General features: G+C 57.8%; 17 protein-coding genes. 7 read left to right on the forward strand and 10 right to left on the reverse strand.

Annotated features, from left to right (window positions below; all coding sequences use genetic code 11):
• Position 1 precedes the first annotated feature (1 nt).
• From A9D13_RS08990 to A9D13_RS09005, 4 genes are read right to left on the reverse strand one after another with little or no spacing between them, the layout of a single operon-like run.
• A complete protein-coding gene (locus tag A9D13_RS08990) occupies positions 2-1609 on the reverse strand; it encodes a carboxyl transferase domain-containing protein (RefSeq protein ID WP_066772643.1) in 1608 nt (535 codons plus the stop codon).
• Positions 1606-1887, reverse strand: a complete 282-nt coding sequence (locus tag A9D13_RS08995; protein ID WP_066772644.1) for a hypothetical protein — start codon at positions 1885-1887, stop codon at positions 1606-1608. Before A9D13_RS08995 ends, A9D13_RS08990 begins: the two co-directional genes overlap by 4 nt.
• A complete protein-coding gene (locus A9D13_RS09000) occupies positions 1884-2837 on the reverse strand; it encodes an NAD-dependent epimerase/dehydratase family protein (RefSeq protein WP_066772645.1) in 954 nt (317 codons plus the stop codon). The genes A9D13_RS08995 and A9D13_RS09000 overlap by 4 nt, the downstream gene beginning before the upstream one ends.
• 7 nt (positions 2838-2844) lie before the next feature.
• Positions 2845-4005, reverse strand: coding sequence for an isovaleryl-CoA dehydrogenase (locus tag A9D13_RS09005; RefSeq protein WP_066772646.1), 1161 nt, complete (start codon positions 4003-4005; stop codon positions 2845-2847).
• A 229-nt stretch (positions 4006-4234) separates the two neighbouring features.
• On the opposite strand from A9D13_RS09005, the gene A9D13_RS09010 reads away from it, so the two are divergent.
• From A9D13_RS09010 to A9D13_RS20460, 7 genes are all read left to right on the forward strand, one after another.
• Positions 4235-4828: a hypothetical protein gene (locus tag A9D13_RS09010; RefSeq protein WP_156521978.1), complete on the forward strand. Its 594-nt coding sequence runs from the start codon at positions 4235-4237 to the stop codon at positions 4826-4828.
• Positions 4825-5100, forward strand: a complete 276-nt coding sequence (locus A9D13_RS21410) for an HGGxSTG domain-containing protein (RefSeq protein WP_082922236.1) — start codon at positions 4825-4827, stop codon at positions 5098-5100. The genes A9D13_RS09010 and A9D13_RS21410 overlap by 4 nt, the downstream gene beginning before the upstream one ends.
• A gap of 305 nt (positions 5101-5405) precedes the next feature.
• Positions 5406-5588, forward strand: coding sequence for a hypothetical protein (locus tag A9D13_RS09015; RefSeq protein WP_066772650.1), 183 nt, complete (start codon positions 5406-5408; stop codon positions 5586-5588).
• A 163-nt stretch (positions 5589-5751) separates the two neighbouring features.
• On the forward strand, positions 5752-6255 hold the full coding sequence (locus A9D13_RS09020) for a helix-turn-helix domain-containing protein (protein WP_066772652.1): 504 nt from the start codon (positions 5752-5754) through the stop codon (positions 6253-6255).
• 39 nt (positions 6256-6294) lie between these two features.
• Positions 6295-6633 carry a hypothetical protein gene (locus A9D13_RS09025; RefSeq protein WP_066773922.1) on the forward strand — a complete coding sequence of 113 codons (339 nt, stop codon included), beginning with the start codon at positions 6295-6297 and terminating at the stop codon, positions 6631-6633.
• A 293-nt stretch (positions 6634-6926) separates the two neighbouring features.
• On the forward strand, positions 6927-7688 hold the full coding sequence (locus tag A9D13_RS09035) for a JAB domain-containing protein (protein WP_156521979.1): 762 nt from the start codon (positions 6927-6929) through the stop codon (positions 7686-7688).
• Positions 7685-8143, forward strand: a complete 459-nt coding sequence (locus A9D13_RS20460) for a MarR family winged helix-turn-helix transcriptional regulator (protein ID WP_156521980.1) — start codon at positions 7685-7687, stop codon at positions 8141-8143. The genes A9D13_RS09035 and A9D13_RS20460 overlap by 4 nt, the downstream gene beginning before the upstream one ends.
• A gap of 1119 nt (positions 8144-9262) precedes the next feature.
• On the opposite strand, the gene A9D13_RS21415 is transcribed toward A9D13_RS20460, so the two are convergent.
• The 6 genes from A9D13_RS21415 to A9D13_RS09065 form a co-directional block, all read right to left on the reverse strand.
• The gene (locus A9D13_RS21415; RefSeq protein ID WP_373288737.1) at positions 9263-9421 is read right to left on the reverse strand and encodes a DUF6961 family protein; all 159 of its coding nucleotides are present in this window, start codon (positions 9419-9421) and stop codon (positions 9263-9265) included.
• A gap of 379 nt (positions 9422-9800) precedes the next feature.
• On the reverse strand, positions 9801-10871 hold the full coding sequence (rfbB, locus tag A9D13_RS09045) for a dTDP-glucose 4,6-dehydratase (RefSeq protein ID WP_066772658.1): 1071 nt from the start codon (positions 10869-10871) through the stop codon (positions 9801-9803).
• Positions 10864-11721 carry a dTDP-4-dehydrorhamnose reductase gene (gene rfbD / locus A9D13_RS09050; protein ID WP_066772660.1) on the reverse strand — a complete coding sequence of 286 codons (858 nt, stop codon included), beginning with the start codon at positions 11719-11721 and terminating at the stop codon, positions 10864-10866. Before rfbD ends, rfbB begins: the two co-directional genes overlap by 8 nt.
• On the reverse strand, positions 11718-12263 hold the full coding sequence (gene rfbC, locus A9D13_RS09055; protein ID WP_066773924.1) for a dTDP-4-dehydrorhamnose 3,5-epimerase: 546 nt from the start codon (positions 12261-12263) through the stop codon (positions 11718-11720). The genes rfbD and rfbC overlap by 4 nt, the downstream gene beginning before the upstream one ends.
• 4 nt (positions 12264-12267) lie before the next feature.
• A complete protein-coding gene (rfbA, locus tag A9D13_RS09060) occupies positions 12268-13182 on the reverse strand; it encodes a glucose-1-phosphate thymidylyltransferase RfbA (protein ID WP_066772662.1) in 915 nt (304 codons plus the stop codon).
• A 211-nt stretch (positions 13183-13393) separates the two neighbouring features.
• Complete coding sequence (locus A9D13_RS09065; protein WP_066772667.1) at positions 13394-13792, reverse strand: MAPEG family protein; 399 nt, start codon at positions 13790-13792, stop codon at positions 13394-13396.
• Between the last annotated feature and the right edge of the window lie 227 nt (positions 13793-14019).

A 14019-nucleotide genomic window follows, 5' to 3' on the forward strand; every position in this document is an offset into this window, starting at 1 on the left:
ATCACATCCTGAACACGCCGAAACGCGGCCGGTCCGCGATCGGGGCTTCGAGCGTAGCGGAAAGGGCAAGGCCGAGCACATCGCGCGTTTGCACCGGGTCAATCACGCCATCGTCCCACAGCCGCGCGGTCGCGTGATAGGGATTGCCCTCATCCTCGTATTTCTGGCGGATCGGGGCCTTGAAGGCTTCGGCCTCCTCCTCGCTCCAGCTATCGGCATCGCGGTGCACGGTGGCGAGCACGCTGGCCGCCTGTTCGCCGCCCATCACCGAAATGCGCGCATTGGGCCATGTGAACATAAAGCGCGGGGAATAGGCCCGACCGCACATGCCGTAATTGCCCGCACCAAAACTGCCGCCGATGACGACCGTGATCTTGGGCACGGTGGCGGTGGCGACAGCGGTGACGAGCTTTGCGCCATGCTTGGCGATGCCCTCGGCTTCATACTTGCCGCCGACCATGAAGCCCGACACGTTTTGCAGGAACAGCAGCGGGATGCGGCGCTGGCAGGCAAGCTCGATGAAATGCGCGCCCTTCTGCGCGCTTTCGGAAAAGATCACGCCATTGTTCGCCAGGATCGCGACCGGCATGCCCCAGATATGCGCGAAGCCGCAGACCAGCGTATTGCCATAGAGCGGCTTGAACTCGTGAAACTCGCTGCCGTCGACCAGCCGCGCGATGACTTCATGCACGTCATAGGGTGCGCGCACGTCCTCGGGAATGATGGAATAGAGGTCTTCGGCATCGAACTTTGGCGGGCGCGGATCGCGGGTGGCAATATTGGCGGCCTCGCCGGTGTTTGCGCCGAGATGACTGACGATGTCGCGCACGATGGTCAGCGCGTGCTCGTCATTCTCGGCCAGATGATCGACCACGCCCGATTTGCGCGCATGGAGGTCGCCGCCGCCCAGATCCTCGTCGCTGATGACTTCGCCCGTCGCGGCCTTTACCAGCGGCGGTCCGGCAAGGAAGATGGTGCCCTGTTCACGCACGATCACGGTCTCGTCGCTCATTGCCGGGACATAGGCGCCGCCTGCGGTGCAGCTGCCCATGACGCAGGCGATCTGCGGGATGCCTTCAGCGCTCATCTGCGCCTGGTTGAAGAAGATGCGCCCGAAATGGTCGCGGTCAGGGAAGACATCGGCCTGATAGGGCAGGTTCGCGCCGCCGCTGTCGACCAGATAGATGCACGGCAGCCGGTTCTCACGGGCGATTTCCTGCGCGCGCAGATGTTTCTTCACCGTCATCGGGAAATAGCTGCCGCCTTTTACCGTCGCGTCATTGGCCGCGATCATGACCTGCCGCCCGGACACGCGCCCGATCCCGGCGATAATCCCTGCGCCCGGCACATCGGTGCCATACATGCCGTTCGCCGCCAGTTGCCCGATCTCCAGAAAGGGCGAGCCGGGATCGAGCAGGCGCTCCACCCGCTCGCGCGGTAGCAGCTTGCCGCGCGCGACATGGCGTTCGCGGTGGCGTTCCGCGCCGCCCAGCGCAGCCTGCGCCACATGATCGCGCAATTGCTGCGCCAGATCGCGGTTATGCTGCGCGCGGGCCTTCGCCTCCGGGCTTTCGCGATCGAGTTTCGATGTGAGTACGGGCGCGCTCATGCTTGCGCCTCCTTTCGTTTTGCACGGGTTCGCCCGGCGATCAGGTGGCGATAGACGCCCACCGCGTTGATGCACAGAAGGCCGATGTTCTGCCAACCGATGCCCTGCCCCTCATCATTGAGGAACCCCCAGGCGATCAGCGCAATCGAGCTGGTGACGAAGATCACGAAAGCCCAGCCGGTAATCCGCTCACCCAGATTGAGCGAAACGAGAAAGGCCGCCAGCAAGGCCGCACCCGCGCCGTAATATTGCAGGATCATGAGGGTGGTTTCGCTCACGCAATTTCCTTTGGCGGGATGTAATCGGGGTCATGCGCGAAGGGCATGTCGGTGCCATCACGCAGGGCGGCCAGCACCGCTGCGAAATCGGACTTGCAGCGAAAGCCCAGCAGACGCTCGGCTTTCGAGGGATCATAGACCCGGTCAATACGGTCCGGTAGCGCCCAGCCGCGAGCGGCATATAGCGACAGCGCATCGGCAAAGCGGCGCGCGATCACGGCGCGGGCATCGCGGGCCAGTTTTGCTGCATCCTCCCGCGCAAATGGCGGCGGGGCAGAGAGGACAAACGCTTCGCAGCCCAGCCCGCCGATATTGTTCAGCGCAGCGACATGGGCCTCTGCCGCATCTTCCACCGTGAGGCGGCGATTGAGCATTTCGTTCGCCTTCAAATTCTCCCCCGGCGGATCGCCCAGCGTATCGTCGTCCTCGGGAAAGAAGCGCCCGGTGCGCAGCATCGCGATATCCATGCCGGTCTGCGCCGCATGAATACGGCACAGGTTCTCCGCTGCCAGCTTGGTCACGCCATAGATGTTGCGCGGGGGACCGGCAGCGAAATCCTCGTCCATCCAATAAGCAAGCTCATCCGATCCGTCGCGAACTTGCTGTGATACCATCAGCGACGTGGTCGAGGTGAAGATGAAACGGTCATGCCCCGCTGCCGTCGCGGCCTCCAGCAGGTTGAGCGTGCCGGTCATATTGACGTCGATGAAAACCTGCGCCGGATAGCGCGCGATATCGGGTTTGTGCAGCGCGCCCGAATGGATGATCGCCTCGATCGCGTGATCGCCAACTGCTGCGTCGACCAGCGCCTTGTCAGCGACCGAACCCAAGATCTGCGTATCCGCACCCTGCGCGATGTCGAGGCCCATCACCTCATGCCCCTCTGCGCGCAGTCGCGGGGCCAGAAAACGGCCCAGCCAGCCCGACGATCCGGTCAGCAGGATGCGCATGGCCGCCTCAGTCCTTCAGCAGTTCTCGTCCGATCAGCATGCGGCGGATCTCGTTTGTCCCCGCCCCGATGTCGAGCAGCTTGGCATCGCGCAGGAAACGCTCCACCGGCCAGTCGAGCGTGTAGCCCGCCCCGCCCAATGCCTGCACCGCCTCGTTCGCGGTGCGGAACGCGTTTTCGGATGCCAGCAGGATCGCGCCAGCTGCGTCGAAGCGCGTGGTCTGCCCGCTGTCGCAGGCCCGCGCCACCGCATAGGAATAGCTGCGCGCCGATTGCAGCGCGACATACATGTCGGCGAGCTTCGCCTGCATCAGCTGGAAGCTGCCTATGGGCTTCCCGAATTGCTGACGCTCCTTCAGATAAGGGATCACCACGTCGAGACAGGCCTGCATGATGCCCAGCTGCACGCCCGACAGCACGACGCGTTCGTAATCGAGCCCGCTCATCAGCACGTTCACGCCCTTGCCGACGCCGCCCATGACGTTTTCATCGGGCACGAAGCAATCGTCGAATACCAGCTCTGCCGTGGGCGATCCGCGCATGCCCATCTTCTCGATCTTCTGACCGATGGAGAAACCGGCGAAGCCCTTCTCGATCAGGAAAGTCGTGATCCCGCGCGGACCTGCCTCGGGATCGGTCTTGGCATAGACGACCAGCACGTCGGCATAAGGCGCGTTGGTGATCCAGAATTTCGTGCCGTTCAGCTTCCAGCCGCCATCGACCTTGTCGGCGCGGGTCTTCATCGAAACGACATCGCTGCCTGCGCCCGCCTCGCTCATGGCCAGCGATCCGACATGTTCGCCGGACACGAGCCCGGGAAGATATTTCTCCTTCTGCGCTTCGCTGGCCCAGCGGTGGATCTGGTTCACGCACAGGTTCGAATGCGCGCCATAGGACAGGCCCACCGATGCGCTGGCGCGGGATACTTCCTCGACCGCGATAAGGTGTTCCAGATAGCCAAGGCCGAGGCCGCCGAATTCCTCTGCCACGGTGATGCCGTGCAGGCCCAGTTCGCCCATGCGCGGCCACAGGTCCTGCGGAAAGGCGTCGTTGCGGTCGATCGCATCGGCGCGCGGCGCGATCTGTTCGTCAGCGAAACGGGCCGTCGTCTCACGGATCATCTCGGCGGTTTCGCCCAAGGCAAAATCGAATTCGGGTGTAGCTCGCATATTATCCTCTCGTTGCCCTGTTCTATGCCGCCAGGTGCAATCGGGTTCCCGTTGGCCCAGACGGCCACCGGTTTCAACAGAAACCATGCAAATAACTGCAAAGATTGCGGTTGGATCGGCAGATCCCTTTTTGGCAGAAGGGCCCCTCACTCTACGTCAGTTTTAAGCTATTTGGGGGTCCGAAGTGTTATAGGAGAATTCAACCCCATACACCGTAGAATTTGCCATATTGAAAAGGCTCACCTTCAACTCCATCTCCATGAAAATGCCGAAGCCTAAATTGCCTTTGCCCAAGGTTGGATCGAAACCGCTGACTCCCGATCGGAAGTCACGCTCTATAATGAATCGCCTGCCACCCTATGAGTTTCAGCTGACCTCAAGACCAGAACTGTCAGAAGCCTTGCTGGCCAACAGTCAAGTTATTGAAACGATCAAGCTACAAGAGGTGATTTCCATCCTCTGGCAGCCAAAGTCCATGAATGCGGAAGAGCGTGACGCCAAACTCATCAAGGCCTTAGATTTGCTAAAAAGCATCGCCCCAACAGATGGAATAGAGGCCATGCTCGCGCTACAGATGCTTGGCACACACGAGGCCGCGCTCACTTGCCTAAATAGGGCAACGCGAGAAGATTTACCGATGGCTTCTCGTGATCGAGCACTTTCTGATTCTCAGAAACTGATGACCCTTTACCTCAAACAGGTAAACGCCATTAATAAGCATCGCGCGGGGGGCCAGCAAAAGATGGTCGTTGAATATGTGAATGTCGAAAATGGTGGGCAAGCGATTGTCGGAAATCTTTCTGCCTGCGCCAACAAGAAATGAAAAGCACACACAAGCGCAATTTAACGGGTTTAGGAAACGCTCTGCGCTGCGGGGCTAAAACCCGGACCGGGCGCGAATGCAGATCCCCTGCTGTACGGGGTAAGAAACGCTGCCGTATGCATGGAGGATCAAGGGGAAGCGGGGCACCTGCCGGAAACAAGAGTGCGCTCAGAACCGGCCTTCATACTAAAGAGGCAATTGAGCTAAGAAAGCATATTGCAAAAATTTTGCGGGAATCTGAACTGATTATTGATTATATTTATCAAAAATGATTTCATTTTTCATAATACTATATCGGCATATTTTTTATATAGAAATCCCGATTCGCCTTGTGAATGACGCACGCACGACAAGGTGAGCATTTCATTTGACGAGAAGAGCGTCGTTTTTTATTGCCAGGGGGTAGATTGGCTGCAGTTGGGTGTGCGTCGCTGTAAGTATATCGAACAGCCTCCAAGCCCACCTTGGTTCGAGCAATAAAGTTTTCGAATGGTGCATTAAGCAGTCGCCCTCCGGACTCATTCTTATGGACTTCAAACCTGATTTTTACCAAGCAATAGGATGAACCAATTTCCACATGCCCAAGGGTTTCCGCCAAACAATGCATCAGCCAAAATCCGACCTAAGGGCAGCCTCCATCCTCAAAGCCATTTCACTGGCAGAGGCGGCGCTCGAGGCCTGCGACCAGAACGGCCTTTCCGCGGCTGCAATCGACCTGTCTGGTGCGATCGAAAAGATGAAAGCCATCTTGGCCTCTTAGCCAAGAATGCGAACTTTCGGCGTCCGAAAGTGGCATTTTGGCGCCTTTCCTAGGAGATGCACTAAACAGGCCTTTGATCGAATATCCGCCTAGATCGGCTAATCTAGGTGTAACTCCTGATACAATTGTTGCGCAAAATCTGTGCGGCGATTAACCTTTCACCATGGGTACGCAGACCATCCACGCGATTTTTGAGTCGCTGACTGAGAAGCAGCACGAGACCTTGCGGCTCGCTGCCAACCACTTCACATCGAAGCAAATCGCTTTAGAGTTAGGCGTTGCACCTGTGACGATCGACAAGCGGATCGAAGCAGTCCGATCCAAGTTAGACCTGATGCCCCGTGTTGATCTGTTACGTCACTATCGGACATGGTCCGATAGTTATGGTCAGCCCATAAATGATCTAATCATACTACCTGATACCACCGCTTCCGCGCCAGAAGCGGGATTGCAAGCTGCCGAACAAGGAATGCGCTTCAATGACAGTCTCACATTCGATGTGAGGGCTCCTTGGGACCATTCAGGCACTGCGATTCTACCGAGGATCAAGCCTTCGGACCTAAGCATGGGCGGAAAACTTCTGTTTATGCTGGGAGGGGCGATTGCCATCTTGGTAATCGCCATCCTCTCGATCGCTTTTGCGAATGCAGTAGCGACGATGGTCTAAAGCGGTTTGTTCCTCGCCAGCTCGGAAAGAGGAGTTATTATGTCGCTTGATCTTCACACAGCTACCGCCCGTCTGATGCGTGACATGGCAACCTCGGAGGTTGCCGTGGCAGATGCACTAGTGGCTGCAACCGCACTGATGCACAGCGCCGCGCTGGCGCAGCGAGACGTATCGGGTGCATCCGCGATTCAGACACACTCCACCATGTTGCGCATCAGCAAGATGGCAGCCGGTCTGATCGATGTTCAAGCCGAAACTCGCCGCGCACACGGCCAGTTGCTGAAGGTTGGACAGGAGATGGGTGCCACGGAAGAGCCGACCTGTCCGGGAGATGACGCTTTCACTTCAGCTTGGGACAGAAATGCCGCCGCGGCATGACCTAAAAGCAGAGAGGCAAAGACCAGTGGTCGTGAGATGACGAGATATTCGTTACAAGTCATTCTGATCCTTTCGGTCTTTGCCTTTGCTTGGGCAAAAGGTGGAAAACCTGAGCGCTACGTCTCATCCATATATTTGGGCGTCCTGACCGCCGGGGTCATGGATTGGGCGATAACTGGCGAGTGGAGTAATCAAGGGTATAACTCCCTGCAAATGCGCCTGTTTCTGACGGACCTTTCCGCCCTATCGATGGTCGTCTTTGTCGCCCTCAAATTTGACAGGTGGTGGACTTTATGGGTTGGATCAGCCCAATTTCTGACAGTGACAGCGCATCTGCTGAAGGCATTTCACATGCCCATTCGACCGGAAGTTTATGTTGTGATGGAACGCTGGCCGGTATGGCTGGCAATCCTCCTAACAGCGTGGGGCACTTGCCATTTCGTTCATCGAGCGAAAGATCGAGAGAGCTGCATCTAACCGCATTGCTGGACCCGCTCGACGACCAGCCCGCTGGCCTAGCTCGACGACTTTTGCAGCACTTCGGTTCACTTAGTGCCATAGTGAGCGCGACAGAGCCAGAGTTGCGTCAGGTCTGGAGGGAAGGCGAGCGTTGGATTGAAGCTTTCCTCGTAATCCGCCAATTACTTGCTGATGGCATGCGCGAAAAACTGGTGCGGAGCCAACTAGGTGCCGATCGTCGCGCTCTAGAAGGATATTTGCTGCAAACAATGTGCGGTTTGCGTGAAGAGCAGATGATCGCTGTTTTTGCAGACACTCAAAGATACGTGACCGCAGTTGAAAAGGTCACTGACGGAGAACTCAGCCATCTCAACCTGTCGCCTCGGAGGCTATTCTTCAGAGCAATGACTCTGAATGCGGACCGCATTTTGATCGCTCACAATCATCCCTCGGGCATCGCTACCCCGAGCCAAGCAGATATTGAACAAACTCAGTTACTTATTCGCAAAGCAGATCTCTTGGGCATTACCATCGAGGATCATCTGATCGTGGGCCGTCGTGAAGTTTTCAGCATGAAGGATAGGGGGCTGATTTGAAAGATCCAGTCAGTGCTGAATTGCGTGAACTTGCAGAGAGATTGATAAAGGTTGCCGAATTACAGGCAAATATAGTTATCCCAGCAATTGCAAGTAGCAACATGCATAAAGAAACAAACCTTGATGATGAATATTTAGCATCAATAGCCAAGGATGAATTAAAGAGAAGAAATAATAGACGAAATCATCTTCCCGAATTCCTTTTCTCGGAAGGAGGTTGGCAGATACTTCTTGAAATGTTCATTTGCGAACAGGCTGGTCGCCCGGTTACAGTCAAGCGGGCATGCATTGCCTCCGGGTGCCCCCCAACTACAGCATTAAGGTATATAGCAATCCTAATTGAAAATAGTCTCATTTATAGAACGAATACAAATTCCGACAGGCGCACAAAACACCTCATCCTTACTGAGAAGGGTAAGCGTGCCATGAGGTCCTCATTAATGGAGATTTTATAAATATAAATTTTCTAGGATAATATAGATATTCTGCAACTAAAGGGCCTACCTTCAAATTAATGTATCTTGTGTAAACTTTATAGACATCGAGTACATCGACAGAAAAACCCGAGACTATGCTCAGACCGTCGATTGGCAACTGTACAGCTGGCGGCGAGCTTAAACCTTCAAGAAAGGGTTTGCGGATATGGCGCGCAAATGTCTGATGAACACCATTATCAATCCCCTACCGTCCGCTCGATCATGGAAACAAGCGGCAACATAGGGCAATCGCATGAGCCACTTCGCCAAGCTCTTCCCACACCCATTTCGACTGTGGTGTACTTTGCTCTATTAATGATTGCGAATGTCGTGTTGGCTTGGTGCATCCTGTCTTTATGACCTTTGGGTTGATGCGTTCGCCCACCCCGGCGATTGGCGGCTGATGGCTGCCATAATGACCGCAAAGATTGTGGCCGGCATTGTCACCGCGCCGCTATTCTAAAGTCTCGCTAGCAGGGACGATAAAAACAGATACGAGAAGTGCCAGCACGCCAACGCCTCGGTATGTAGATTCACATTTGTTACAAGCACACCCCATCCCTTCTCTAAAATTTTCTTTGCTGCTTAAGCCCCTGACGGCAAGCCGTCGACATCGCCGACGCTTTACAATCAGATTGAAAACATTCGATGAATCTGCAACTCAAGACCGTCGCGTCAGCGGTGACTAGCCTTTCCACGTGAAGGAGCAGAGTTGAATAATCGCGTCATACGCTTTTGCGACTGGTTGCAAAGCGTCCCACCGGAGCCCCATTTTTCACAGCGCCCCGAATACGAGTTTTTCGCGGATTTGTCCGACGAAGAGCTACTGGCAGCCGAGCAAGAACTGGTGCGGAGGATCGCCGTCGTCGGAACAGAGCACCATATGAATCCCGCGTTTCTGGACTTCATTCAGCACTTGCCCGGTCGTGCTCACAACGCTCCATAGTTAAGGCTTACGCCGCAGCGCCCAAACCATGGTAGACACTGCTGAGATCAAAGCGGCGAGAGCCAGAATCATAGCTGGATTGAGAAACAGCAAAGCGAGCCTCCTATCATCGGGAAGCCGCTCATGTTCACTAATTGTTCCATGTAGGACAGCTATTTCTCAATGCCCGTTGGGTTGAGCGCTTCAAATCTGCTTCCGATTTCCCGCCAGAGAGCCGCGGCGGCGTCTTCATTCTGCTCCTCAAAATATCGCAACCTGCTTCGGATATGTTCTGTGCCGTTGGAGTGGCCTGAACCCGAAGTTTCTGCCAGCTAAGAGTAGAGCCTTGGGCCGTTTTGATGCGCATCGCTGGGCGTGATGGCAACAACCGTATTGGGGGCATGCCCTCCATACGGTTTGGCGTTTGATCCGGCCCCGATCTCTGCCGGGGCTCGGTTCCCGAGGTTGGAGTGGGGTCAGAAGTGGTTTTAGTCGTATCGCCAGGCTTCCAGTTCCTGGCGGGCAACCGCCGTCGCCATCCCAGCGTCCTGCTCCTTCGAAACAGCGATGATCTGCTCCTCGCTGAACCTGTTCCGCTTCATTCGTCCGTCTCCTTGAAAGGGCCGGGCTCTACTAGTCTTTGGAGGAAATCTAAGGGCTCAGACCAAGTCCGGCAAATGCACATTTTGCAGCGGTCCGACACCCACCGACTTATTTAGCAACTAGCCCGCACGCCAGCACGGCGCGCCACCAGTCCTCATTGTCGAGATACCAGCGCAAGGTATCGGCGAAGCCAGTGGGAAAATCGCGGCTCGGCACATAGCCGATTTCCTCGCGCGCCTTCGTCTCGTCGATGGCATAGCGGCGGTCATGCCCCTTGCGGTCGGTGACGAAGGTTTTGAGCGTGTCGCTCGGCTGCCCCTTGGCCGCAGGCGCATCGGGGTAACGCTGGGCAAGCGATGGATCAGCGGCGAAGATCGCATCGACGCCGCGGCAGATCTCTTCGATCACGATCAGATTCGGCAATTCCTGCCCGCCGCCGATATTATAGGTCTCGCCCGGCTTGCCGTTCTTCAGCACCGCCTCGATCCCGCGGCAGTGATCTTCGACATGCAGCCAGTCGCGCACGTTCATGCCATCGCCATAGATCGGCAGCGGCTTGCCCGACAAAGCATTCAGCAGGAACAGCGGGATCAGCTTTTCGGGATATTGATAGGGCCCGTAATTATTCGAACAATTGCTGGTCGTCACCTCCAGCCCAAAGGTGTGGTGATAGGCGCGCACCAGATGGTCGGACCCTGCTTTTGATGCGGAATAGGGGGAATTGGGCTGATATTGCGTCGTCTCGCTGAATGCCGGGTCATTGGGACCGAGCGATCCATAGACCTCATCGGTTGAGACATGGTGGAAGCGGTGCGGCTGGCCGCTGCCTTTTTCCAGCCAGACATCGCGCGCAGCCTTCAACAGGCTGTGCGTGCCGATGACATTGGTCTCGATAAATTCATCGGGCGCGCTGATCGAACGGTCGACATGGCTCTCCGCCGCGAAATGAACGATGGTGTCGATGCCGCGGTCTTCCAGCAGGCCTGTCACCAGCGCGGTGTCGCAAATGTCGCCGACGACCAGATCGACATCGGCTACGCCCTCGATCGTTTCGCGGTTACCCGCATAGGTCAGCTTGTCGAGCACGGTGATGGCGTCATCGGGATATTTCTCGCGCCAGTAATGCACGAAGTTGCCGCCGATGAAACCGGCCCCGCCGGTGACGAGAAGATCAGCCAAGCTGTTGTACCTCTTTGAGCATGTGACGCAGGTTTTCCCGCCAGTGGATCGGTGCGACACCCGCCGCATCGCGCGTGGCCGCGCTGTCGAGCAGGGAGAAGGCCGGGCGCACCGCAGGAGTCGGGTAATCGCTGGTCGCAATCGGCCTGACATTGATGGTCTTGTCGATCAGGCCAAGCGCAGCCGCTTCCTCCCCGATGGCGACAGCGAAATCATACCAGCTGGCGACACCGGCATCCGAGAAATGCTGCACGCCGCTGACGCCGTTCAGGGCCAGCCCCCAGATTGCGCGCGCGAGCGAGTTTGCCCATGTCGGCGCACCGATCTGGTCGGCGACGACGCCAATCTCACCGCGTTCGCGCATCAGGCGCAGCATGGTGGCGACAAAGCTGGCCCCGCCCGCGGCATAGACCCACGCCGTGCGCACGATCAGCGCGTCGCTACCCGCAGCATCCTCGCCCGCCGCCTTGCTGCGGCCATAGGCGGAAAGGGGGTTGCGCCTGTCATCCGGGCGATAGGCCCGCGCGCTGGTGCCGTCGAACACGAAATCGGTCGAGACATGCGCCAGACGTGCCCCTGCCTTGTCACAGGCGGCGCGCAACACGGCGACAGCCTCGGCATTGATGCGCTGCGCCAGTTCCGGCTCGCTCTCGGCCCTGTCGACAGCAGTATAGGCCGCGGCATTGATGACGAGATCGGGCGCATGGGCCGACACGGCGCCGCGGATGGAATCGTCGTCAGCAAGGTCCATACCGCCCCGGTCGAGAGCGACCAGACCGACCTTTGCCGGAACGCTCGCCGCAAGGGCGCGGCCCAGCTGGCCTGACGCTCCGGTGACGAGCACCTTCATGCAAAAGCCTCGATCTTGCCGAGCGGCGTGCCCTTCTCGTCCTTGGCGGACAGGATCGGCGTTATGCCGTCAAGCGGCCATTCGATGCCGACCTCGGGATCGTCCCACGCCAGCGAATGCTCGCCCGACGGATCATAGCCGCCGCGACACTTGTAGAGGAAGTCGGTCCCATCCTCCAAGGTGAGGAACCCGTGCGCGAACCCTTCAGGCACCCACAGCATGCGGTGATTGGCCGCGCTCAGTTCGACCCCGACCCACTGGCCGAAGCTTGCGCTCGACCGCCTTATGTCGACGGCAACGTCGAAGACCGCGCCCGAAACCACGCGCACCAGCTTGCCCTGCGGCCCCGGATTCTGGAAATGCATGCCGCGCAGCACGCCGCGATTGCTGCGCGAATGGTTGTCTTGGCAAAATGCGATGTCGAGACCCGCCTCGGCAAAGCGGGCAGCGTTCCAGCTTTCCATGAAAAAGCCGCGCTCATCGCCGAAAACCTTGGGCTCGATGATCTTCACGCCCGGCAGTCGTGTATCGATAATCTCCATGCGCTTAACGCAGCCCGCCGTCGAGCAGGCGCAGCAGATATTCGCCATAACCCGATTTCTTCAAAGGCTCGGCAATCTCACGCAGCTTGTCGCTGCTGATAAAGCCCTGCCGCCAGGCGATCTCCTCGGGGCAGCAGATCTTCAGCCCCTGCCTCTCCTCGGTAATACGGACATAGGTGCCGGCATCGAGCAGCGAGCCATGCGTGCCGGTATCGAGCAGCGAGCCATGCGTGCCGGTATCGAGCCACGCATAGCCGCGGCCCATGATTTCAACCGAGAGAGCATTGTCATCGAGATAGAGGCGATTGAGATCGGTAATCTCCAGCTCACCGCGCGGCGATGGCTTGAGGTCGCGGGCGCGGTCCACCACCGTCTCGTCATAGAAATACAGGCCGGTGACGGCATAATTCGATTTGGGCGCGGCCGGCTTTTCCTCAAGGCTGGTGGCGAGGCCCTTTTCGTCGAAGCCGACGACGCCATAGGCTTTCGGGTCCGAAACCCAATAGGCGAACACGGTGCCGCCGCTTTCGCGCGCATCGGCGGCGCGCAATTGTTCGGGCAGGCCATGGCCATAGAAGATATTGTCGCCAAGGACGAGCGCGCTGGGATGGCCATCGAGGAAGTCGGCACCAATGTGAAAGGCCTGCGCCAGCCCATCAGGGCTGGGCTGCACCGCATATTCGATCGCCAGCCCCCAGTCCGATCCATCACCCAGCAGCCGCTGGAACTGCGGCTGGTCTTCAGGCGTGGTGATGATCAGGATCTCGCGTATGCCCGCCAGCATCAGGACAGCCAGCGGGTAATAGATCATCGGCTTGTCATACACCGGCACGAGCTGTTTCGAAACGCCGCGGGTGAGCGGGTACAGCCGCGTGCCGGAGCCGCCGGCAAGCACGATGCCCTTACGCTTGGTAGTCATTGCTCGGTCCTGATGATTGCGCGCCCGGTGCGATACGGGAGGGATTGGGGCAAGGGCTGACCCGCCCTGTTTGCACAATACGATAGGAACAGCTCAGGCGCGAAGCAAGGCGGCTAACCCATCGTTCCCCTGCTGTAATTTCACGAATTGCCGGGATAATTCACGCAGGAAAGCATGACCGGACCCCTGCCGAAAAGCTGCCCGCACAGCATCATGAAGCGAACAGGAGCGGCCAGATCACCATGCCAAGACCGATCAGGCTGACCAGATATACAAAGGTGCGAACCACCGGAACGCCCGCCCAGTATAGCGGCAAATAGACAATGCGCGCACCCAGCCAGATCCAGCCGCCCATGCCCGTCCAAAAGCTGGCCTTGCCCGCCAACACGACGCCCAGCAGGGCAATGATCGCAACCGGAAGCGTTTCCATGAAATTGCCACGCGCACGGCCCAGCCTGCCGGCGATTGGGTTCAGCGGCGGCAGGTCTTCATCACGCGCGCCGGTATTCCATTTCTTTCCATATTGCTTGGTCTTGAAATGGGCCTCGGCAAAGACGTGCACCATCAGCAGGATCGCGGCATAAACCAGAATACGGATTTCGACGGCCATCAATTATCTCCCTTGCCTGACCGCACCCACGCTCGCGGCCTCTTTGTCTTCTCGGGAATGCGGCAATTTCCCGCATGGGTCCATCACCAGACGGCCTGTCACGATATAGACATGCCAGCCGGCCAACGCATCCCACAGCGATAACGCCTTGTCTTGCCTTTTCCATCCCTTGCGACGACAAGGCCCGCATTCCTGATCGGACCAAAGCCGACATGTCATTGAGAGTT

Origin of the sequence: Croceicoccus mobilis (assembly GCF_001661965.1) — a bacterium.
Classification (GTDB): domain Bacteria; phylum Pseudomonadota; class Alphaproteobacteria; order Sphingomonadales; family Sphingomonadaceae; genus Croceicoccus; species Croceicoccus mobilis.